Origin of the sequence: Stenotrophomonas indicatrix (genome assembly GCA_041545745.1) — a bacterium.
Classification (GTDB): domain Bacteria; phylum Pseudomonadota; class Gammaproteobacteria; order Xanthomonadales; family Xanthomonadaceae; genus Stenotrophomonas; species Stenotrophomonas indicatrix_A.
This window is the reverse complement of the sequence record CP168152.1, coordinates 3,035,780-3,055,774: the sequence shown is the minus strand read 5'-3', so window position 1 is coordinate 3,055,774 and position 19,995 is coordinate 3,035,780. Positions and strand designations below refer to the sequence as shown.

At 67.0% G+C, this 19,995-nt stretch carries 21 protein-coding genes and 2 tRNA genes; 5 read left to right on the top strand and 18 right to left on the bottom strand.

What is annotated here, in order from left to right; genetic code table 11:
- Window positions 1–182: 182 nt before the first annotated feature.
- The 6 genes from ACEF39_RS14070 to ACEF39_RS14045 form a co-directional block, all read right to left on the bottom strand.
- Window positions 183–1,388: a CynX/NimT family MFS transporter gene (locus tag ACEF39_RS14070; RefSeq protein ID WP_500285498.1), complete on the bottom strand. Its 1,206-nt coding sequence runs from the start codon at window positions 1,386–1,388 to the stop codon at window positions 183–185.
- A 239-nt stretch (window positions 1,389–1,627) separates the two neighbouring features.
- Window positions 1,628–1,704 (bottom strand) — tRNA-Pro (locus ACEF39_RS14065).
- Between the two features lie 138 nt (window positions 1,705–1,842).
- A tRNA-Pro gene (locus ACEF39_RS14060) sits at window positions 1,843–1,919 on the bottom strand.
- Between the two features lie 56 nt (window positions 1,920–1,975).
- A complete protein-coding gene (gene cydX, locus ACEF39_RS14055) occupies window positions 1,976–2,089 on the bottom strand; it encodes a cytochrome bd-I oxidase subunit CydX (RefSeq protein ID WP_025876452.1) in 114 nt (37 codons plus the stop codon).
- 55 nt (window positions 2,090–2,144) lie between these two features.
- The gene (cydB, locus tag ACEF39_RS14050) at window positions 2,145–3,299 is read right to left on the bottom strand and encodes a cytochrome d ubiquinol oxidase subunit II (protein WP_025876453.1); all 1,155 of its coding nucleotides are present in this window, start codon (window positions 3,297–3,299) and stop codon (window positions 2,145–2,147) included.
- 15 nt (window positions 3,300–3,314) lie between these two features.
- Window positions 3,315–4,898: a cytochrome ubiquinol oxidase subunit I gene (locus ACEF39_RS14045; RefSeq protein WP_099821188.1), complete on the bottom strand. Its 1,584-nt coding sequence runs from the start codon at window positions 4,896–4,898 to the stop codon at window positions 3,315–3,317.
- Between the two features lie 228 nt (window positions 4,899–5,126).
- Between ACEF39_RS14045 and cydD the strand changes: the two genes are divergently transcribed.
- Window positions 5,127–6,872, top strand: coding sequence for a thiol reductant ABC exporter subunit CydD (gene cydD, locus ACEF39_RS14040; protein ID WP_500285497.1), 1,746 nt, complete (start codon window positions 5,127–5,129; stop codon window positions 6,870–6,872).
- On the top strand, window positions 6,869–8,548 hold the full coding sequence (cydC, locus tag ACEF39_RS14035) for a thiol reductant ABC exporter subunit CydC (RefSeq protein WP_500285496.1): 1,680 nt from the start codon (window positions 6,869–6,871) through the stop codon (window positions 8,546–8,548). The genes cydD and cydC overlap by 4 nt, the downstream gene beginning before the upstream one ends.
- Window positions 8,549–8,598: 50 nt before the next feature.
- Here the strand turns inward: cydC and ACEF39_RS14030 are convergent, their stop codons facing one another.
- From ACEF39_RS14030 to ccmA, 11 genes are all read right to left on the bottom strand, one after another.
- On the bottom strand, window positions 8,599–8,943 hold the full coding sequence (locus tag ACEF39_RS14030) for a DUF1294 domain-containing protein (RefSeq protein ID WP_500285495.1): 345 nt from the start codon (window positions 8,941–8,943) through the stop codon (window positions 8,599–8,601).
- On the bottom strand, window positions 8,943–10,055 hold the full coding sequence (metX, locus tag ACEF39_RS14025) for a homoserine O-acetyltransferase MetX (protein WP_500285494.1): 1,113 nt from the start codon (window positions 10,053–10,055) through the stop codon (window positions 8,943–8,945). Before metX ends, ACEF39_RS14030 begins: the two co-directional genes overlap by 1 nt.
- 153 nt (window positions 10,056–10,208) lie before the next feature.
- Window positions 10,209–11,198 (bottom strand): tetratricopeptide repeat protein, encoded by a 990-nt coding sequence (locus ACEF39_RS14020; protein WP_500288026.1) that lies wholly within the window; start codon window positions 11,196–11,198, stop codon window positions 10,209–10,211.
- Window positions 11,192–11,650: a cytochrome c-type biogenesis protein gene (locus ACEF39_RS14015; protein ID WP_500285493.1), complete on the bottom strand. Its 459-nt coding sequence runs from the start codon at window positions 11,648–11,650 to the stop codon at window positions 11,192–11,194. The genes ACEF39_RS14020 and ACEF39_RS14015 overlap by 7 nt, the downstream gene beginning before the upstream one ends.
- A gap of 4 nt (window positions 11,651–11,654) precedes the next feature.
- Entirely contained in the window at window positions 11,655–12,272 is a 618-nt protein-coding gene (locus tag ACEF39_RS14010) for a DsbE family thiol:disulfide interchange protein (RefSeq protein ID WP_500285492.1), read from the bottom strand.
- A gap of 9 nt (window positions 12,273–12,281) precedes the next feature.
- Entirely contained in the window at window positions 12,282–14,201 is a 1,920-nt protein-coding gene (locus ACEF39_RS14005) for a heme lyase CcmF/NrfE family subunit (protein WP_500285491.1), read from the bottom strand.
- Window positions 14,202–14,663, bottom strand: a complete 462-nt coding sequence (gene ccmE, locus ACEF39_RS14000; RefSeq protein ID WP_380657721.1) for a cytochrome c maturation protein CcmE — start codon at window positions 14,661–14,663, stop codon at window positions 14,202–14,204. It abuts the gene before it with no gap.
- Entirely contained in the window at window positions 14,660–14,845 is a 186-nt protein-coding gene (gene ccmD / locus ACEF39_RS13995) for a heme exporter protein CcmD (protein WP_500285490.1), read from the bottom strand. The genes ccmE and ccmD overlap by 4 nt, the downstream gene beginning before the upstream one ends.
- Window positions 14,842–15,606 (bottom strand): heme ABC transporter permease CcmC, encoded by a 765-nt coding sequence (gene ccmC / locus ACEF39_RS13990; protein ID WP_500285489.1) that lies wholly within the window; start codon window positions 15,604–15,606, stop codon window positions 14,842–14,844. Before ccmC ends, ccmD begins: the two co-directional genes overlap by 4 nt.
- Window positions 15,607–15,649: 43 nt before the next feature.
- Complete coding sequence (gene ccmB, locus ACEF39_RS13985; RefSeq protein WP_500285488.1) at window positions 15,650–16,345, bottom strand: heme exporter protein CcmB; 696 nt, start codon at window positions 16,343–16,345, stop codon at window positions 15,650–15,652.
- The gene (gene ccmA, locus ACEF39_RS13980; RefSeq protein ID WP_500285487.1) at window positions 16,342–17,148 is read right to left on the bottom strand and encodes a heme ABC exporter ATP-binding protein CcmA; all 807 of its coding nucleotides are present in this window, start codon (window positions 17,146–17,148) and stop codon (window positions 16,342–16,344) included. The genes ccmB and ccmA overlap by 4 nt, the downstream gene beginning before the upstream one ends.
- A gap of 12 nt (window positions 17,149–17,160) precedes the next feature.
- Here ccmA and ACEF39_RS13975 point away from each other — a divergent pair, with 12 nt between their 5' ends.
- The 3 genes from ACEF39_RS13975 (at window position 17,161) to ACEF39_RS13965 (ending at window position 19,673) form a co-directional block, all read left to right on the top strand.
- A complete protein-coding gene (locus ACEF39_RS13975) occupies window positions 17,161–18,309 on the top strand; it encodes a pyridoxal phosphate-dependent aminotransferase (RefSeq protein WP_500285486.1) in 1,149 nt (382 codons plus the stop codon).
- Window positions 18,310–18,323: 14 nt separating this feature from the next.
- Complete coding sequence (locus ACEF39_RS13970; protein WP_500285485.1) at window positions 18,324–19,130, top strand: amidohydrolase; 807 nt, start codon at window positions 18,324–18,326, stop codon at window positions 19,128–19,130.
- 105 nt (window positions 19,131–19,235) lie between these two features.
- Window positions 19,236–19,673: a hypothetical protein gene (locus ACEF39_RS13965; RefSeq protein WP_025876484.1), complete on the top strand. Its 438-nt coding sequence runs from the start codon at window positions 19,236–19,238 to the stop codon at window positions 19,671–19,673.
- Here the strand turns inward: ACEF39_RS13965 and ACEF39_RS13960 are convergent.
- Complete coding sequence (locus ACEF39_RS13960) at window positions 19,660–19,953, bottom strand: hypothetical protein (protein ID WP_500285484.1); 294 nt, start codon at window positions 19,951–19,953, stop codon at window positions 19,660–19,662. The genes ACEF39_RS13965 and ACEF39_RS13960 overlap by 14 nt on opposite strands.
- Between the last annotated feature and the right edge of the window lie 42 nt (window positions 19,954–19,995).

The following is a 19,995-nucleotide window of genomic DNA, read 5'->3' as shown; positions in this document are numbered from 1 at the left end:
CCAGCCAGCGGCAACGTGGCGCCGTCCCCCCGGTGTGCGGCGCGTTGCAGGGTCGGTTCTGGACACGAAACGGGTCAGCTTTGGACACGCTACGTCACCCGCTGCGGTGGCGGTGTGTAGATCGTGGTAGTGGGGTGTGCGGGTCCAGCTTCACGGCGGCGGGCGTCAGCCCGCCGGTCCGGTCACCACAGGTCTTCCAGCTTGCGCGGCTTGCAGGCCACCCACGAGGCGCACAGCATCAGCACTGCACAGCCGAACAGGAAGGCGAAGGGCAGGGTCCAGCCCTCGCTGACGGTGTGCAGCCAGCCGACCAGGAACGGGCCCAGGCAGCTGAAGCTGTAGCCCACGCCCTGCATGAAGCCGGACAAGGCCGCAGAGCCCGTGGGGGTGCGCGTGCGCAGATTGATCAGGGTCAGCGCCAGCGGGAAGGTGGATGGCCCCACGCCCAGCAGGCAGGCCCACAGCAACGGCGCCTTCATCGGGGCGAACAGCAGGCCGGCGAAGGCGATGACGAAGGCGGAGAAGCCGATCAGCACCAGCGGGAAGGGATTCTGCAGGCGCACCGCGAGCGATGGGATCACTAGCGATGGCAGCAGGCCCAGTGCCGAAAACACCGCGACCATCACCCCGCCGAAGGCGGGCGTGGCGCCGGCTTCGACCACGATGCGCGGCAGCCAGGTGAACATCGAATAGGTCATCAACGAGGTCATGCCGAACATCAGCGTCATGCTCCAGCCCAACGACGTACGCCAGACCTTGCCGTGCGGCTGCGCGGTGGGATCGCTGCTGTCCAGCACGGGCTTGGGCGCACTGCGCGCCAACAGCATCCATGGCAGGGTCGCAGCCAGTGCCAGCAGCGCCCACATGCCCAGCGACACCCGCCAGCCTGCGGCGTTGGCCACTGGCACCGCCAACAGCGCCGGCATCATCGTGCCCAGCTGCAGCACGCTGATGTACAGCGTGCTCATGGTGCCGACCTTGTTGGCGAAGTAGCGCTTCACCAACGGCGGCACCACCACGTTGCCGATGCCCATGCCCGCCAGTGCGATCACCGAGCCCAGCAGCAGGGTGCCGACATTGCCGGCGCTGGAGCGCAGCAGCAGGCCGGCGGCAGCCATCAGCATTGCCAGCAGGGTGGTGCGCTCAAGGCCCAGGCGTCGTGCCAGCGCCGGGGTGGCGACGCCGAACAGTGCGAACGACGCGGTCGGCAGCATGCCCAGCACGCCGGTCATGGTGGTGCCGAAGCCGAACTGCTGGCCCAGCACGTCCAGCAGCGGGGTGATCGAGGTGACCGCAGTACGCAGGTTGATCGCCGCCAGCAGGATCGCGGCGAACGCCAGCAGGCGGCCGTGCAGCAGCGATGGCGAAGCAGAGGTGGGGGACGTCATGCGGTGCTCCTTGCAGGTGGCGCACGTCATGCAGATGACGTGCAGCGCCCGCACCGGACGGGGCCGGTGTGGCAGGTGGGGGAGAGGCGGTCATTGTACGTGGCCGGCTGCGTAAGGTCCTCGACCCCGGTGCGGGGCGGCACGTGGCTGATGGCGGCGTAGCTGGGGGTGCCGGATTGCAGGCACAAAAAAACCCGGAGGACAGTGATGTCTTCCAGGCTTCTTGGTGACCACCGAAGTGGTCGGGGAGACAGGATTCGAACCTGCGACCTCTACGTCCCGAACGTAGCGCTCTACCAGACTGAGCTACACCCCGAAGGGAGCCGCCTATTCTAGCCATTTCCCCCGATGGCGGCAAGGGGGAAGACCGTTCTGCTTCGCTGCCGTGGCAACGACTCCTGCGGGAACAAAAAAGCCTGGAAGACTTCACCAGGCTTCAATGCGACCACCGAAGTGGTCGGGGAGACAGGATTCGAACCTGCGACCTCTACGTCCCGAACGTAGCGCTCTACCAGACTGAGCTACACCCCGAAGGAGCCGCCAAGAATACGGTGTGAAGGCCGTATCGGCAACCCTTTTTTACAGTTTCAACGCACTTCCTTGTCGGCGCGGGCGCTTTCGCGCGCTTCGAACCACATCCCGTTGAGGATGGCCACGACCGAAGCCAGGCCGGCGCCGAGAATCCAAGCGAAATACCACATGGTCAATCTCCTGTGTGCGAGGGGGTGTGCCGACCTTGGGCCGGCACACGGGCAATCAGTACGCGTTGGGGTTGTCGTCCATGTCCTCGACCGTCGTCTTGCCCTTCAGCACGCGGTACACCCAGGTGGTGTAGGCAAGGATGATCGGCAGGAAGATGGCCGTGGCCAGCAGCATGACCCACAGCGTGAGGTGGCTGGACGAACTGTCCCAGACGGTCAGGCTGGAGGTGGGCTGGCTGGAGGACGGCAGCAGGAACGGGAAGATCGCAAAGCCGACGGTGAGGATGATGCCGGCAATGGACGCGCCCGAGGCGATGAAGGCCAGGCCGCCACGACGTGCGCGCAGCAGCACCGCGCTGGCAAGCGCACCCAGCAGGCCCAGCACCGGGAACACCAGCGTTGCCGGCATGCTGCTGTAGTTGCGCAGCCAGCCACCTGCGGCGGACCCCAGTTCGGCGGTCTTCAGCAGCGGATTGGTCGGCCCGTCGGTCACCACCTGCGAGGTGATCTGATAGCCCGGCAGGCCGAAGGCCACCCAGGCGCCGGCTGCGGCGAACAACACGAAGCTGATGATGGCGGCGATGCTGCCGTAGCGCGCTGCACGTTCGGCCACCGGGCCGTCGGTCTTGAGCACCAGCATGGCCGCACCGTGCGATACCAGCATGGCCACGCTGATCAGGCCGGCGATGAGCGCGAACGGCGTGAGCAGGCCGAAGAACGAACCGGTGTAGGTCACGCGCAGCGTGTCATCGAAGTGGAACGGCACACCCAGCAGCACGTTGCCCACCGCGACGCCGGCAATCAGGCCCGGCAGCAGGCCACCGACGAACAGCACGCGGTCCCAGTTGTCGCGCCAGCGCTTGGACGGCAGCTTGCTGCGGTACTTGAAGCCGACCGGGCGCAGGATCAGCCCGAACAGCATCGCAAACACCGCCAGGTAGAAGCCGGAGAAGCTGACCGCATACAGCGGCGGCCATGCGGCGAAGATCGCGCCGCCACCCAGCACCAACCAGACCTGGTTGCCTTCCCAGACCGGGCCGACGGTGTTGATCACCAGCCGGCGTTCTTCATCGGTCTTGGCCACGAACGGCAGCAGGGTGCCGACGCCAAGATCGAAACCATCCATGACGGCCCAGCCGACCAGCAGGATGCCGAGCAGCAGCCACCAGATCACGCGGAGCGTGGTGTAATCAAGTGCAATGAATTCCATCTGGATTCTCCTGCCTCAGGCCTGGCCGGGGGCAACGGCATTGGGGGAAACAGGGCGGATGTCGGCCTGCAGCGTCGGCAGGATGTCGTCCGGACCCTTGCGGACCGCCTTCAGCATCAGCTTGATTTCGATGATCAGCAGCACCGTGTACAGGCTGGTGAACACCGCCAGCGTGGTCAGGATTTCATGCAGTGCCAGGCCCGATGCCGCATAGAAGGTGGGCAGCACGCCATCCACCGCCCACGGCTGGCGACCGTACTCGGCCACGAACCAGCCGCATTCGATCGCGATCCACGGCGCCGGCAGGCTCCACACGGCCAGCTTCAGGAACCAGCGCTTGTCCTGGAAGTTGTTGCGGCACGAGTAGTAGAAGGCCAGCGCGAAGAAGGCGATCAGGTAGAAGCCCAGCCCGGCCATGATGCGGAAGGTCCAGAACAGCGGCGCCACGCGCGGCACGGTATCCATCGCGGCCTTGGAGATTTCCTCCGGTGTCGCGTTGAGGATGTCTTCGCGGTAGCGCTTCAGCAGCAGGCCATGGCCGAGATCCTGCCAATGGCGATCGAACATTTCCCGGGCTTCGAGGTCGTTCTTGTCCTTCTTCACCCGTTCCAGTGCGCCGTAGGCGATCTGGCCACCACGAATGCGGTGCTCTGCACGGTCCACCAGTTCGAGGATGCCCGGAATCGGCTGGTCCAGCGAACGGGTGGCGATCAGGCCCATCAGGTACGGGATCTTGATCGCGTAGTCGTTGGTGTGGGTGTCCTGGTTGGGAATGCCGAAGGCGGTGAAGTCAGCCGGTGCACGCTCGGTCTCCCACATCGCTTCGATCGCGGCCAGCTTCATCTTCTGGTGCTCGCTGGCGGCGTAACCGCTCTCGTCACCCAGCACCACGACCGATAGCGAGGACAGCAGGCCGAAGGCTGCGGCCACCGCGAACGAACGGCGGGCCATGTCCCTGTGCTTGTTGCGCAGCAGGTACAGGGCGCTGATCGACATCACGAAGATCGCACCGGTCACGTAACCGGCACTGACGGTGTGCACGAACTTGGCCTGCGCCACCGGGTTCAGCAGCACTGCGGCGAAGTCGACCACTTCCATGCGCATGGTTTCGGGGTTGAACACCGCACCGGTCGGGTTCTGCATCCAGCCGTTGGCAATCAGGATCCACACCGCCGACAGGTTGGTGCCCAGCGCCATCAGCCAGGTCACGGTGAGGTGCTTGACCGGGCTCAGGCGCTTCCAGCCAAAGAAGAACAGGCCGATGAAGGTCGCTTCCAGGAAGAACGCCATCAGGCCTTCGATCGCCAGCGGCGCACCGAAGATGTCACCCACGTAATGGCTGTAGTACGACCAGTTCATGCCGAACTGGAACTCCATCACCAGGCCGGTGGCCACGCCGATGGCGAAGTTGATGCCGAACAGGGTGCCCCAGAACAGGGTCATCTGCCGCCAGACCTGCTTGCGGGTCATGACGTACACGCTTTCCATGATGGCCACCATGAAGGACAGGCCAAGCGTGAGCGGTACGAATAGGAAGTGGTACATCGCGGTCAGAGCGAATTGCAGCCGCGACAGTTCTACGACTGTCTGATCAATCATGGCCTGGCTACCTCGTTGGATAGTGCCGTTGCAGGTGGCGGGAAGGGTGGTCTACGGGGTGAATGATGTGACCGACTACTTCAAACAGCCTTGATCCAGATCAATGTATGAACAGGTATTCAGGAGGATCGTATGCCAACCCGATGAAGACTGCGACCGCCGGCCGCAGGGGAAGGCTGTTGCCTGCGCCTACAATGCCGTCCATCCCCCTGCTGCCTGTGAAGAGCCTTGAGCGCTGCCGAACCGACCGCTGACGCCCCTGATCGGGATGACGAATCGACCCGCCTGCGGCGTGTGCGTATCGCCTGGCTGGCCGATCTGGCGCGTGCCGCGAAGGGACGTCAGCGGCTGGCGTCGCTGTGCATCAGCGTGTCCGGCGCGCTGTTGATCGCTCAAGCTGCCGCTATCGCCTGGCTGGTGCAGCAGGTGCTGGTCGAGCGGGTGCCGTTGGCCCAGGGCCTGCCGGTGCTGGCCGCGCTGGCGGTGATCCTGGTGGCGCGGACCCTGCTGGGCAGTGTCACCCAGGCTGCGGCCGGTGACGTTGCCGATGCCGCACGCCTGTCCCTGCGCGAGCGCGTCTTCGCGCGCCTGCTCGGGCACGGACCGTTGTGGCTGCGGCAACGCCGCACCGGTGAACTGGGTGAGCTGATGCTGCATCACGGCGATGCCATCGAGAATTACTACAGTGGTTTTCTGCCGGTACGCACCGAAGTGGTGGTGGTGCCGTTGTTGATCCTGGCTGCTGTGGCCTGGGTCGATTGGGTGGTCGCACTGATCCTGCTGTTCACCGCGCCGCTGGTGCCGTTTTTCATGATGCTGGTCGGCTGGGGCGCCGAAGCGGCTGGACGCGCGCAGCTGGGCGAGCTGGCGCGGATGAGCGGGCATTTTGCCGATCGCATCAAAGGCTTGGGTCTGCTGCGCCTGTACGGGCGGGGCGAGGCCGAACTGGAGGGCATCGAGGCGGCGGCCGAGGGCGTTCGCGTGCGCACCATGAAGGTCCTGCGCATCGCCTTCCTGTCATCCACCGTGCTGGAATTCTTTGCGTCGGTCAGCGTGGCGATGGTCGCGTTGTATCTGGGCCTGAGCTATCTGGGCCTGATGTCGCTGCATGCGACCGTGCCGACGCTGGGGGCGGGCTTGTTCTGCCTGCTGCTGGCACCGGAGTTCTACGCGCCGTTGCGGCGCTTGGCCGCGCATTATCACGACCGTGCCAATGCGCTGGCCGCTGCCGCCGAGGTGGAGCGCCTGCTGCAGGTGCTGCCGGAAGAGGAGACGACCACAGTCGACGGCACTGTGCCGCTGACGCCGGAGCCGGCCGAAGCCGCGTTGCCGCCACTGCAGGCGCACGGTCTGGTATTGCGTCCGTTGGGCGCTGCGCACGATGTGCTGCAGAACCTGGACCTGCAGCTTGAACCGGGGCAGCGTCTGGCCCTGGTCGGCCCCAGTGGCAGCGGCAAGAGCACGTTGCTGGAAGCGTTGGCCGGTTGGCTGCCGCCGCGTGTGGGCCGGGTGCAGCTGCGCCCGGGGCTGCAGGTGGCCTATGCCAGCCAGCGTCCTTATCTGTTCCACGGCACCATCGCCGAGAACCTGCGCTTGGCCGATCCCGGTGCCAGTGATGCGCGCCTGCGCGCCGTTGCCGAAGCCGCACAGGTGTTGCAGTTCGCGCAGCGCCTGCCGCAGGGGCTGGATACGCTGATCGGCGAGCGTGGCTTTGGCCTGTCCGGCGGCGAAGCACGTCGCATCGGTCTGGCACGCCTGCTGCTGCGCGATCCGCAGGTGCTGCTGCTGGATGAGCCGACCGCCTTCCTCGACGCCGAAACCGAAGCGGCGCTGCTGCGCAGCCTGGCTGCGTATGCGCGCGGACGCAGCGTGGTGGTGGCCACCCACAGCCCGGCGGTGATCGCCTGGGCCGACCGCTGCCTGCTGTTGCCCGAAGGGCGCCTGGTTGAGCCGGCGCAGGCGGTACGCGCATGAGCCGCTCTGCCGATTCGCTGCGCACGGTATTCCTGCGCCATCGCCCGCGCCTGCTGCTGGCGGTGCTGCTGCTATGGACCACGATGCTGGCCGGTACCGCACTGCTGGGCCTGTCCGGTGGTTTCCTCACTGCTGCAGCGCTGGCCGGTGCAGCGGGCCTTGGCCAGGGCTTCAATTTCTTCACTCCGTCGGCCGGCATCCGCGGGCTGACCATGGCGCGCATCGCATCGCGCTACTTCGAAAAACTGGTGGGGCATGACGCTACCCTGCGCATCGCCCGCGACCTGCGCGTGTGGTTCTTCCGCCGCGCGCTGCCACTGGCCCCGGCACGGCTGGGGGCGACCCGCACCGGCGATCTGCTGGCGCGGCTGCTGGGCGACATCGGCGAAATCGATGGCCTGCTGGTGCGTGCCATCGGCCCGTTGCTGGCGCTGGCGGCGTTGACGCTGGTGGGCGTGGGCTCGGCGGCGTTGATCCTGCCATCGGCAGCGCTGCTGCTGGCGGTCCTGGCGTTGCTGATCGGCATTGGCGTGCCGTGGCTGGGCGTGCGGGGACATGACAGCGAAGAGGCCGACCGTGCCGCACATCGTGCAGCGTTGCGCACGGCGGCATTCGAAGGGCTGGAAGGGGCGGCCGATCTGGCTGCGCTGCATGCCGGCAACGCCTGGCAGTTGAAGGTGCGGGTGGCGGCCAAACAGGTGGCCTCGCGTGATCGTCGTCGACGCCTGCGGCTGATTGCTGCATCAACGCTGCATGGCGTGCTGGCCGGGCTCGGCCTGGTGGCGATGCTGGCACTGGCGCTGCATGCGGCCGAACAACAGCGGGTCGCACCGGAAATGGCGGCAGGGCTGGTGTTCCTGACCGTGGCGATGATCGAGCTGTGGGCGGGCATGGGCCTGGCCTGGCAGTCGCTGCAATCAGGGCGCATTGCGGGCGCGCGCCTGCAGGCCATCGTCGAGCAACCGCCTTCGGTGCAGGAGCCTGCATCGCCGCAGCCACTGGCGCCGGCCGCGACCGTGCACTGGGACGACGTCCACTTCCAGTGGCCGGGCGCCGCACGGCCGGTACTGTGTGGCCTGCAGCTGACGCTGGCACCGGGCGAGCGCATCGCCATCCGTGGCGACAGCGGCAGCGGCAAGACCACGTTGTCGAGCCTGCTGCTGCGTCTGTGGGATCCGCAGCAGGGGCGGCTGACCTACGGTGGCCAGGACCTGCGCGATGTCGCCCAGGCCGACTGGCACCGGCATCTGGCATGGCTGCCGCAGAACGCACCGGTATTTGCCGGCAGCGTGGCCGAAAACCTGCGACTGGGCGATCCCGAGGCCAGCGACGAAACGTTGTGGGCGGTGCTGCAGCGGGTACGGCTGGGCGAATGGGCCGATCGCAACGGCGGCCTGCTGGCCTGGGTGGGCGAGAACGGCGCGACGATGTCGGCTGGCCAGGCGCGGCGCCTGGCGCTGGCCCGCGCGCTGCTGCGCAATGCACCGATCCTGCTGGTGGATGAACCCACCGAAGGCCTGGACGTGGATACCGCGCGCGCGCTGCTGCAGGACCTGCCAGCACTGCTGGAAGGGCGCAGCCTGCTGATGATCACCCACGATGACCTGCCCGCGGGTGTGGTGGATGTGCAGTACCGGTTGGTGAACGGGGTGCTGGTCCGCGAGCTGCCTCGGTAGAGGCCGACCTTGGTCGGCATATCCACGCGTGGCGTGGATCTACAGGGCAGCTATCGGGAAAATTCGCGCAGCGTCACCGCGATCGAGGCCACGTTGGCCAGCACGCACAACCAGAACACCCACTGGAACTGCACTTTGCGATGTTTGTGGCGGAACAGCGCCTGGCCGAGCAGCGCACCGGGCCAGCCACCAGCAAAGGCCAGCAACTGCAGCGTACGTTCCGGCGTCCGCTGCTGTTTTCGCTGTGCGGCACGCTTGTCGTATCCATACAGACCGAACGACACCGCGCTGGCCAGCGCGCACCATGCGCCCAGCCACAGCGGAAACACGCCGGTTGCGGTCAAACCGATCAACGCACCGAACGCGGCCAGTGCGAGAGTGCGCCGCCACACCATTACAGTTCGTCGAGAAAGCCGCGTACGGCCGGGCCGAAACGTTCGAAGTCGACCAGGAACGCGTCATGGCCCTGCGGTGATTCCAGACCGATGAAACGCGCATCCGCGCCGCCGGCGCGCAGGCCATCGGCGACCTGTTGCTGCTGCTGTACCGGGAACAGGATGTCGGTGTTCGCGCCAATTGCGAGCGCCTTGTCGACGCGGATGCTGGCCAGCCCGGCCAGCACATCGCCGTCGCCATATTCGGCCAGGTCGAACCAGTCCATCGAGCGGCTAAGGTACAGATAGCAGTTCGGATCGAAGAAGCGCACGAACCGGCGTGCATGTCCTTCCAGATAGCTTTCGACCTGGAATTCCAGGCCGAACGGATCATCGTCGGCCTGGTCTGAATCCAGCCGCACGCGACCGAAGCGACCATCCCATTCCAGCGCCGAGCGGTAGGTGATCACGCCCAGCTTGCGTGCCATGCGCATGCCCGATTCCGGGTACGCGTCATTGTCGTAGTGGCCACCATTCCAGCGCGGATCCAGCCGGATCGCTTCGCGCTGCAGCGAACGGATGGCGATGGAGAAGGGCAGGGCCTGCGCGCTGCCGGAAATGTTGATATGGCTGCGGGCGATGCCCGGATGCAGCAGCAACACCGCCAGCGCCGTCATCCCGCCCATTGAATTGCCGATCACGCAGGCGAGCTGCTCGATGCCCAGCGCGTGTACTACGTCAACCGCCGCGCGTGCGCCGTCTTCGATCGACAGTTCCGGAAAATCCAGGCGATACAGCTCGCCGTTGGCCGGATTGATCGATGCAGGGCCGGTGGAGCCCTTGCAGCTGCCCAGCGAGTTCACGCAGATCACGAACCAGCGGTCGGTATCGATCGGTTTGCCGGGGCCGAGCATGGCTTCCCACCAGCCGCTTGCAGGGTTATCGGCATTGGCCGCGGCATGCGCATCCGGCGACAGGCCGGTGACGATCAGGATCGCGTTGCTGGCGTCTGCGTCCAGCGCACCCCAGGTCTCGTAGGCCACACGCGCACCGTGCAGGGCGCCGCCGCGTTTGCACGGAAAGGGTGAGGGCAGGGCATGGAAGCGTGTGCCGGGCGGAATGAATTCGGTCATGTGGGCATTCTAGCGGGGCGGCATGTGCAGCTGGCGACACGCTGGTTTCCATGGGCGGGCTGAGCGTGGATCCGCCGGGCATGGCCCGGCGCTACCGGTGGTGCGCGTGGGTAGCGCCGGGCCATGCCCGGCGAGCGCAGCGGCGCGGGTACGTTACGGGAACCGCAGTTCGACCACACCGTCATGCGGCAGGCTGACCTTGACCGGGACGGTCTGCAGGTCGTCTTCGCTGCGGTTGGCGCTGCCGCTGCGCGAAATGCGCGCCAGTACTTCCACTTCGCGATGCGCCGACAACGGTGCAGTCGGCATCGGGCTGTCGCCGTCGCCCAGGCCGACCGTTGCAGGGAAGTCGGCCAAGGGCAGCTTGCGCGCAGCCACCGGCATCGGCGGGCCGCCCACCGCGCGCGCCAGCACGAACACCTGGGTGCTGGCCGGCCAGTCACCCGCTTTCAACGATGCGGGCAGTTGCACCCGCACCTGCAGCAGCGCCGGTGCAGCTGCAGGTGTGTCCGACGGCTGGCCGGCTGCCTCGCGGGCGATGGCGATCTGCGCCTGCAGCGCCTGCGCCGCACCCGGCTCCAGGCGAGGCAGCAGCGTGCTCCAGAGATCAGCAGCCTCGGCGTTGCGGCCACGCTGGCGCAGCGCGATGCCAAGCAGCCAGCTTGCGCGCTCGGCATCGGGCGACAAGGTATGTGCACGCTGCAGCCATGCCAGTGCGGTGTCATCGAACTGTTTGCCTGGATCGGCCTGGGCACGTGCCTGCGCTGCTTCGACCAGCACGCCCGGTTCGTCCGGAGCCAGTGCTGCGGCACGGTTGAAGGCATCGGCCGCAGCGGCGGCATTGCCGAGCTCGGCCTGCGAACGGCCCAGCAGCGCCCAGCCATCGGCGCGTTGCGGGTCACGTTGCAACGCCTGCTGCAATGCTTCTACGCCGTCACGCAGGGTGGCGACCGACGGTGCGGGCTGCACCTGTGCGGCGCGGGGATTGCCAACCAGCAGGTACAGGCAGGCACCGGCCACGCCCAGTGTCACCACCCCCAGCACGAAGCCGCGACGGCCTTGCTGGCGCAGCGGCCACAGCACCACTGCCGCCAACAGCGCAGCGGCCACTGCGGCGACCATCGGCAACCAGTGCGTCACCAGTCCTCTCCCTCGGTTGGGTTCACTGCAGCGGATGCATCCATCTGCCGGCTGCGACGACGGACGATGCCCATCACTACCAGCGCGCCGCCACCCAGTACCAGCAGTGGACCGCCCCACAGCAGCCAGGTACCCGGTTGCAGCGGTGGCTGATAGAGCACGAACTCGCCATAGCGGGCGACCAGGAACTGCTTGATCGCGGCGTCGTCGAGGCCCTGCTGTATCAACTGCAGCACTTCACGGCGCAGGTCCTGGGCGATCTGCGCATTGGAATCGGCCAATGACTGGTTCTGGCACTGCACGCAGCGCAGCTGCGCGGCCAGGTCGTGGAAGCGCGCTTCCTCGGCCGCATCGCGGAACACCAGTGGCCGCGCATCATGCACCGGTTGTTGGGCGAGGCCGGCGTTCGGCAGCGCCAGGGTCATCGCCAGCAGCAGCGGCAGCAGCCAGCGCATGTGCTTACGGCGAGGCGTGCAGGGTGTTGCCGGCATCGCCTTGGGCCTTTTCAAGCTTCTCCAGCGCCGGAATCAATTTCTCGTCGACCACCTGCTGGGTCATCGCACCGCTGTACTTCCAGCGCACGATGCCACTGCCATCAACCAGGAAGGTCTCCGGTGCTGCGGTCACGCCCCAGTCGATGGCGGTGCGGCCCTCGATGTCGCTCAGCACGACCATGAACGGGTTGCCCAGCTGTTCCAGCCAGTGCAGCGCGTCGGTGGGTTCATCCTTCCAGTTGTAGCCGATCACGCGTACGCGCTTGCTCTCGGCGAAGCGGGTCAGCACCGGATGTTCTTCACGGCAGGCCGCGCACCAGCTGCCCCAGACGTTGAGCAGGTAGGGCGCGCCACGCAGTTCCTCGCTGCGCACGATCATCTGCGGGTCATGCAGCACCGGCAGCGCGAACGCCGGCGCCGGCTTGTTGATCAGCGCTGAAGGCAGCACATCGCGCTGCGGATCGCCCGATTTCATCACCCCGTAGATCATCAGGCCAAGCAGGCCGAAGAAGAACAGGACGCCAATCACGATGGCTACCGGCGGCAGCGGGCGGGAAGGGCGTGGGGCAGGTGACTCGGACATGGGGGACTCCTACGGACGACGAAAGCGGCGATCGGCGGCGGTGATGAATCCGCCCAGGGCCATCAACAGCGCGCCCAGCCAGATCCAGCGCACGAAGGGCTTGATGTGCACCCGTACCGCCCATGCATTGTTGCCCAGCGACTCGCCTAATGCCACGTAGACATCGCCGCTGAGGCGTGCATCGATGCCGGCTTCGGTCATCACCTGTCCGCCGCTGGCGTACTGGCGCTTCTCCGGATGCAGCAGGGCCAGTTCGCGACCATCGCGCAGCACCCGCAGATGGCCGCGATCAGCGATGAAATTGGGGCCTTCGCGGTGGTCCACGCCCTCGAAGCGCACTTCGTGACCGGCGACCACCACCTGCTGCCCCGGCGACAACGCGACTTCACGCTGCACGTTCAACGCTTCCACCAGCAGCGCGCCGGCCAGGAATACCGCGACACCGGCATGGGCGACGATCATGCCAAGCATTTCGGCAGTGAAGCGGCCATTGCCACGCAGGCGCTGCCAGACGAAGCGGGCGGTGCCCAGGCCGACCCAGGCCGCAGCGGCAACACCGATGCCGGCCTTCCAGCCATTCTGCGGCGCCTGCCACCAGGCCCAGGCGCCGAGCAGCACGGCCAGGCCCGCCCATGGCAACAGCAATGCCAGTGCGCGCGAGGGTTGGTCGCGCTGCCACTTCACCAGCGGACCGAACGGCAGCAGCATCACCATTGGTGCCATCAACAGCAGGAACAGGCTGCCGAAGTACGGCGGGCCCACCGAGATCTTGCCCAGCGACAGCGCATCGGCCAGCAGCGGGTAGAGGGTGCCGAGCAGGACCATCGCGCAGGCGCTGGCCAGCAGCAGGTTGTTGGCCAGCAGCAGGGTTTCGCGCGAGGTTGCGGTGAAGCCACGGCGCGGATCGCCGGCGTCCACTGCCAGCCGCGGCGCACGCAGCGCATACAGCAGCAGGCTGCCACCCACCAGCACCGACAGGAAGATCAGGATGAACAGCCCACGCGAGGGATCGGCCGCGAACGAATGCACGCTGGTCAGCACGCCGGAGCGGACCAGGAAGGTGCCCAGCAACGACAGCGCGAACGCCGCGATGGCCAGCAGCAGCGTCCAGCTGCCGAAGGTGCCGCGTTTTTCGGTCACCGCCTGCGAATGGATCAGCGCCGCGCCAACCAGCCACGGCATGAAACTGGCGTTCTCGACCGGGTCCCAGAACCACCAGCCGCCCCAGCCCAGTTCGTAGTACGCCCACCAGCTGCCCAGTGCGATGCCCAGCGTCAGGAAGCCCCAGGCGACGTTGGTCCAGGGCCGCGTCCAGCGCTGCCAGCGTGCGTCGACGCGGCCTTCCAGCAGCGCCGCCACGGCGAAGGCGAACGGCACCGCGAAGCCGACGTAGCCCAGGTACAGCATCGGCGGATGGATGATCAGCCCCGGGTCCTGCAGCAGCGGGTTGAGGTCACGGCCTTCCAGTGGCACCGGGTCCAGGCGCAGGAACGGATTGGAGGTGAAGATCAGGAAGGCGAGGAAGCCGACACTGACCACGCCCATCACCGCCAGCACGCGCGCCTGTACCGGTGCCGGCAGGTGCCGCGAGAACAGCGCCACCGCGCCGGTCCACAGCGCCAGCACCAGCGCCCACATCAGCAGCGAGCCTTCGTGCGCACCCCACACCGCCGAATAGCGGTAGATCAGTGGCAGTAGTGAATTGGAGTTCTCGGCCACGTAGCGTACCGAGAAGTCCTGCTGCACGAAGGCCGCCGTCAGTACGGCGAAGGCGCCGGCCAGCAGCACCAGCTGGGCAAAGGCTGCCGGGCGGGCAATGGACATCCATGCGTCGTTGCCGCGCTGCGCACCGACCAGCGGCAGCACTGCCTGCAGCAGCGAGGCCAGCAACGCGCAGAGCAGGAGGATCTGACCGAATTCGGGAAGCACTCAGCGCACCTCGGGCGCCGTGACCGGCACATCGTGCTTGCGATGCGCATCGCCCATCTTGTCGGCCACTTCCTTGGGCACGTAGTTCTCATCGTGCTTGGCCAGTACCTCGTCGGCGACGAAGGTGCCGTCCTGAAGACGGCCGCTGGCGACCACCGCGGTGCCCTCGCGGAACATGTCCGGCAGGATGCGGTCGGTGCTGACCGGCAGCGTCGCATCGCCGTCGGTAACCACGAAGTGGGCCTGCAGCGAGCCGCTGGGTCGATCGAAGGATCCCTTCACCACCATGCCGCCCAGACGGAAACGCGACTGCGCATCGACGTCCCCGCGCAGCACTTCCGACGGGGTGTACAGGTAGGCGATGTTGCGCTGCAGGGCGAAGGCCACCAGGGTGGTCGCCAGCGCGGAGGCCAGCAGCAGCAGGAGCACCCAGATCATGCGGCGTCGCTGTACCGGCGTCATCGGCTGAGCTCGGTGGCCAGCGGCGCCTGTGCCGCCGCGTTGCCACGTGCCTGCAGCCGCTGCTGGCGGCGTTGCGCCAGCTGACGGGCGCTGCGCAGGCGCAGCCACGAGCCCAGGGCATCGCAGCCCAGCACCAACAGGAACACCGCGAAAGCGGCGATGAGATAGGGCAGATGGGTCATTGCCGTGCCTCCCCATCCGCGGTGCCGAAGCGCTCGCCGATCCAGGCCTTGCCGGCTTCGCGCGCGATGTTGTCGGCACGCGCCTTGGCCAGCAGCGAGCCGACGAACCACAGCTTGGTGGCCACCACCATCCACCACAGCGGGGCGATCAGTTCCGGCCGCACGGCATTCTCGCCGAACACGTTGATCGACTGGCGCTGGTGCAGCGCGCCCCACCAGTCCACCGAATAGCGGATGATCGGCAGCAGGCCCACGCCCACGATGGCCAGCAGGCCGGCCGCGCGTGCCGCACTGCGGCGGTCTTCGATGGCGTGGTACAGGCCGATCACACCCAGGTACAGGAACAGCAGGATCAGCTCGCTGGTCATGCGCGGATCCCAGTCCCACCAGGTGCCCCAGGTGCCCTTGCCCCAGATGCTGCCGGTCAGCAGGGTGATCAGGGTGAAGCCGGCGCCCATCGGCGCACAGGCCATCGCCAGGATCTCGCAGATCTTGATGCGCCAGATCAGCGCGATGGCGGCGTAGGCGGCCATCAGCGCGAACACGAACAGGCTCATCCAGGCGCTGGGGACATGGATGTAGATGATGCGGAAGGCGTCGTGCTGGTTCTGTTCCGGCGGTGCCACGAACAGGCCCTGCCACAGGCCGATCAGCAGCACCGGAACCGCCGCGGCGTAGAACACGCGGGACCAGCGTGCGGCGAAACGATCGAAGGTCGGGGGCGAACCGAGTTGATGGAACCAGCGGACGATCGGATTCATGCGTGGCGGCTATCCAGCAGGGGTGGATTGGCTCTCAGCTCGGTCAACTCAGAGAAATACGGATCGCAGCAGCGGTCGCCAGCGGTGCCAGCACCAGGGCGATCACCAGTCCAGCGCCCAGCATCAGCAGCGCACCGACCGGATCCTGTCCGCGGCTGGCTGCCGCCAGGCTGCCAGCACCGAAGACAAGCACCGGTACGTACAACGGCAACGACAGCAACGCCACGAGAATACCAGAGCGCCGGATGCCCACGGTCAGTGCCGCGACCACGCCGCCGATCAGGCTCAACAACGGCGTTCCCAGCAGCAACGATGCCAGCAACATCGGCAGCTGGTCATGCGGCAGATGCAGCATTTCCGCCAGCAGCGGGCTCAGGATGATCAGTGGCAGGGCGGTGGTCGCCCAATGCAGCAGCACCCGTACCAGCACCAGCCATGCCAGCGGCACCGGCGCCAGCAGCCATTGTTCGAGCGAACCGTCTTCGGCATCGGAGCGGAACAGCGAATCCAGCGCCAGCTGCCCAGCCAGCAGCACCGCCAACCACAGTACGGCACCGGCGGTGGCGGCCAACGGCTGTGGGTCGCGGCCCTGGGCGAGGGCGAACAGCACTACCACCAGCAGGGCGAACAGCAGCGGCTGCAGCGCATCACCGCGACGGCGCCAGAGCAGGCGCAGATCGCGGGCAACCAGGGCGCGGGCGGTCTGCCACAGGCCCGGCTCAGTACCTGGCGCGATCATGCTTCACCGCCCAGATCGAGCTGGCGGGTGCGTACCGGCGGCGCGGCATAGGCGCCATGGGTGGTGACCAGGGCGGCGCCGCCGCTGCGCAGGTGTGCGGATATCATCCGGTTGACCAGGTTGATGCCTTCCAGGTCGAGGTTGGCATAGGGTTCGTCGAGCAGCCACAGCGGTGCCGGCGACAGCCAGATCCGGGCCAGCGCCAGCCGCCGCTTCTGCCCGGCCGACAGGTGCCGCACCAAGGTGTCCTCGTAGCCGGCCAGGCCGACGATGGCCAGCGCATTGCCCGGCATCTGCCGTGCACGGCGGCCGTGCAGGCCGCAGAGGAAATGCAGGTTCTCCAGCGTATCCAGGTCCGCCTTCAGGGCAGGCAGGTGGCTGAGGTAGGCGACATAGCGCGCACGCTCGGTGTTGCCGGCTGGCTTGCCGTCGATCAGCACCTGGCCAGCGCCCGGGGGCGCCAGGCCGGACAGCACGCGCAGCAGGGTGGTCTTGCCGGCACCGTTGCCGCCCTGCACCAGCAGCGCCTCGCCGGCATCCACGTGGAAGTCCAGCGGGCCGAACACCGGCTCGTCATTGCGGGAGAAGCTCAGGCCGCTGGCGGCCAGCAATGCAGGGGTGTTCAAGGCGCAGGGGTCTTCATGCGGGAGTGCGGCGGCAATTGTAGCGGTGAAACCGCATCGGGTAGTGCCGGCCGCTGGCCGGCAGCTCTGCAAGGGACCGATGTAGCGGGTCGAGGTTGCCGGCCAGCGGCCGGCACTACCGCAGCACGATTGCGTAAACTCAGGGGTCTGTCTCCCCATCCCCCCAGGCCGATGCAACCGAACACCAAGCTGCCCAAGGTCGGTACCACGATCTTCACCGTGATGTCCCAGCTCGCCGCCGAACACGGCGCGGTCAACCTCGGCCAGGGGTTCCCGGATTTCTCCGCGCCGCAGCGCCTGATCGACGAGACCAGCAAGGCGATGGCCGCGGGCCTGAACCAGTACCCTCCCATGACCGGCGTGGCACCGCTGCGCCAGGCCATCGCGCAGAAGTCGCTGGACCTGTACGGCGCGACGATCGATCCGGACACCGAGATCACCGTCACCAGCGGCGCCACCGAGGCGATCTTCAACGCCATCCACGCCGTGGTGCGTGCCGGCGAGGAAGTGATCGTGCTCGACCCGGCCTACGACTGCTACGAACCGGCCATCGAACTGGCCGGCGCCACCGCCGTGCACGTGCCGCTGGACCCGCAGACCTTCGCGGTGGACTGGGACCGCGTGCGCGCGGCGATCACCCCGCGCACCCGCCTGCTGATGGTCAACACCCCGCACAACCCGTCCGGCGCGATGCTGGACGAAGCGGACATGCAGGCCTTGGCCGACGTGCTGCGCGGCACGCAGATCTACCTGATCTCCGATGAGGTGTACGAGCACATCATCTACGACGGCTGCCGTCATGAATCGGCATTGCGCTACCCGGAGCTGCGCGAGCGCACCTTCGTCATCTCCAGCTTCGGCAAGACCTACCACTGCACCGGCTGGAAGATCGGCTATGCGGTGGCGCCGCCGGCGATGACCGCTGAATTCCGCAAGGTGCACCAGTACAACACCTTCACCAGCTTCGGCCCGGCGCAGTACGGCTTTGCTGCGATGATCCGCGACGAACCGCAGCATCACCTGGAACTGGGCGCGTTCTATGAAGCCAAGCGCGACCGCTTCCGCGAGCAGCTGGCTGGCACCCGCCTGAAGGCGCTGCCGGTACCGGGCGGCTACTTCCAGCTGGTCGACTATTCGGCCATCAGCGACCTGCCAGACCACGAGTTCGTGAAGTGGCTGACCATCGAGAAGGGCGTCACCGCCATCCCGCTGTCGCCGTTCTACGAAACCGCGCCGGTCGGCCAGCGCCTGGTGCGCCTGTGCTTCGCCAAGAACGAGGCCACCCTGGACGCGGCGATCGAACGCCTGCGCCTGCTGTGAGCGGAGTAGACAGCATGCAGGATCTGCGCATTTCCCTCGTGCAGGGCGACACCCGCTGGCACGACCCGGCCGGCAACCGCGCCTACTACGGTGCGCTGCTGGCGCCGCTGGCAGGAACCACCGATCTGGTGATCCTGCCGGAAACCTTCACCAGTGGCTTTTCCAACGAGGCCATCGCACAGGCCGAAGGCATGGACGGCCCGACCGTAGCGTGGGTGCGCGAACAGGCCAAGGCCTTGAACGCGGCGGTGATCGGCAGCGTGCAGCTGCGTGATGGCGAGGGCGTCTACAACCGCCTGCTGTTCGCCACCCCCGACGGTGGCCTGCAGTACTACGACAAGCGCCACCTGTTCCGTTACGGCGGCGAGCACGAGCGCTACGCCGCCGGCCGCGACCGGTTGTGCGTGGAATGGAAGGGCTGGCGGATCAATCCGCAGGTCTGCTACGACCTGCGTTTCCCGGTGTTCTGCCGCAACCGCTACAACGTCGAGCGTGCCGGACAACTGGATTTCGACCTGCAGATCTTCGTCGCCAACTGGCCGTCGGCGCGCGCCTATGCGTGGAAGACCCTGCTGCGCGCGCGCGCGATCGAGAACCTGTGCTTCGTCGCCGCGGTCAACCGCGTCGGCGTGGACGGCAACCAGCTGCACTACGCCGGCGACAGCGCGGTGATCGACTTCCTCGGTCAGCCGCAAGTGGAGATCCGCGAGCGCGAGCAGGTGGTGACCACCACCATCTCCGCCGAAGCGCTGGCCTCGCATCGTGCACGCTTCCCGGCGATGCTCGATGCCGATGCCTTCCATCTGGACGTACAGGCCTGATACGGCGGCTGAACGCTTCCCGCCTCACCGCGCGCGCCTGCATCCAACGTGCACGCGCGCGCTGCTAGATTCGCCCACATTCCGACCGATGTGGATGTTCTGCCGATGAATACCAAGCCGTTTGCCCTGCTGCTGGCGCTGGCCGCAGCGTCCCTGGCCCCGACCGCGCAGGCCGGTGGCAACCTCGACTGCCAGCTGCGCTACAACCTGTCCGGCTGGTCACTGATCTACAAGACCGCCTCGGGCAACGGCACCATCCACTGCACCAACGGTTCCAGCATGCCGGTGCGGATCCAGCTGAAGGGGGGCGGCCTGACCGTCGGCAAGTCGAAGATCACCGACGGCCGTGGCAGCTTCACCGGCGCCAGCAGCGTCGGCGAGCTGCTGGGCACCTACGCCTCGGTCGGCGCGCATGCCGGTGCGGTGAAGTCCAGCAATGCGCAGGTGATGACCAAGGGCGATATCTCGCTGGCCCTGTCCGGTACCGGCAAGGGCTGGGACCTGGGCGTGGACGGCGCGGCGTTCACCATCAGCCGGCGTTGAGGCGGGAGGGCTCCCCGGCTTCCCAGCTGATGCGGATGTAGTGCTGCTCGGCGTCGCTGGGCAGCTGTTCGACACTGAAGCGGTTCTCCAGCAGTTGCTCGACGACGCCGTCGACGAGGCGCTCGCTGGCCAGCGCCTTGTTGAAGCCGAACACGATGTAACGGCGGCCGTTTTCCGAGCCGACCTGGATCGATTTGTCCAGATCCCTGTAGTACTGCTCGATCGGTCGAGTGGCGGCGTCAGCGTTTGCGCGGGCCTGTTCTGCGGTGATGGTGATCATCGGCATCTGCGTGGTTGCGGAGTACACGCACCATAGCCAGCG

What these genes read in the sequence shown, in the direction of transcription:
- ACEF39_RS14070 (WP_500285498.1), bottom strand. Translation starts at nt 1,388, where the DNA reads ATGACGTCCCCCACCTCTGCTTCGCCATCGCTGCTGCACGGCCGCCTG.
- cydX (WP_025876452.1), bottom strand. Translation starts at nt 2,089, where the DNA reads ATGTGGTATTTCGCTTGGATTCTCGGCGCCGGCCTGGCTTCGGTCGTG.
- cydB (WP_025876453.1), bottom strand. Translation starts at nt 3,299, where the DNA reads ATGGAATTCATTGCACTTGATTACACCACGCTCCGCGTGATCTGGTGG.
- ACEF39_RS14045 (WP_099821188.1), bottom strand. Translation starts at nt 4,898, where the DNA reads ATGATTGATCAGACAGTCGTAGAACTGTCGCGGCTGCAATTCGCTCTG.
- cydC (WP_500285496.1), top strand. Translation starts at nt 6,869, where the DNA reads ATGAGCCGCTCTGCCGATTCGCTGCGCACGGTATTCCTGCGCCATCGC.
- ACEF39_RS14030 (WP_500285495.1), bottom strand. Translation starts at nt 8,943, where the DNA reads ATGGTGTGGCGGCGCACTCTCGCACTGGCCGCGTTCGGTGCGTTGATC.
- metX (WP_500285494.1), bottom strand. Translation starts at nt 10,055, where the DNA reads ATGACCGAATTCATTCCGCCCGGCACACGCTTCCATGCCCTGCCCTCA.
- ACEF39_RS14015 (WP_500285493.1), bottom strand. Translation starts at nt 11,650, where the DNA reads ATGCGCTGGCTGCTGCCGCTGCTGCTGGCGATGACCCTGGCGCTGCCG.
- ACEF39_RS14010 (WP_500285492.1), bottom strand. Translation starts at nt 12,272, where the DNA reads ATGTCCGAGTCACCTGCCCCACGCCCTTCCCGCCCGCTGCCGCCGGTA.
- ccmE (WP_380657721.1), bottom strand. Translation starts at nt 14,663, where the DNA reads ATGACGCCGGTACAGCGACGCCGCATGATCTGGGTGCTCCTGCTGCTG.
- ccmD (WP_500285490.1), bottom strand. Translation starts at nt 14,845, where the DNA reads ATGACCCATCTGCCCTATCTCATCGCCGCTTTCGCGGTGTTCCTGTTG.
- ccmC (WP_500285489.1), bottom strand. Translation starts at nt 15,606, where the DNA reads ATGAATCCGATCGTCCGCTGGTTCCATCAACTCGGTTCGCCCCCGACC.
- ccmB (WP_500285488.1), bottom strand. Translation starts at nt 16,345, where the DNA reads ATGATCGCGCCAGGTACTGAGCCGGGCCTGTGGCAGACCGCCCGCGCC.
- ccmA (WP_500285487.1), bottom strand. Translation starts at nt 17,148, where the DNA reads ATGGGGAGACAGACCCCTGAGTTTACGCAATCGTGCTGCGGTAGTGCC.
- ACEF39_RS13975 (WP_500285486.1), top strand. Translation starts at nt 17,161, where the DNA reads ATGCAACCGAACACCAAGCTGCCCAAGGTCGGTACCACGATCTTCACC.
- ACEF39_RS13970 (WP_500285485.1), top strand. Translation starts at nt 18,324, where the DNA reads ATGCAGGATCTGCGCATTTCCCTCGTGCAGGGCGACACCCGCTGGCAC.
- ACEF39_RS13965 (WP_025876484.1), top strand. Translation starts at nt 19,236, where the DNA reads ATGAATACCAAGCCGTTTGCCCTGCTGCTGGCGCTGGCCGCAGCGTCC.
- ACEF39_RS13960 (WP_500285484.1), bottom strand. Translation starts at nt 19,953, where the DNA reads ATGATCACCATCACCGCAGAACAGGCCCGCGCAAACGCTGACGCCGCC.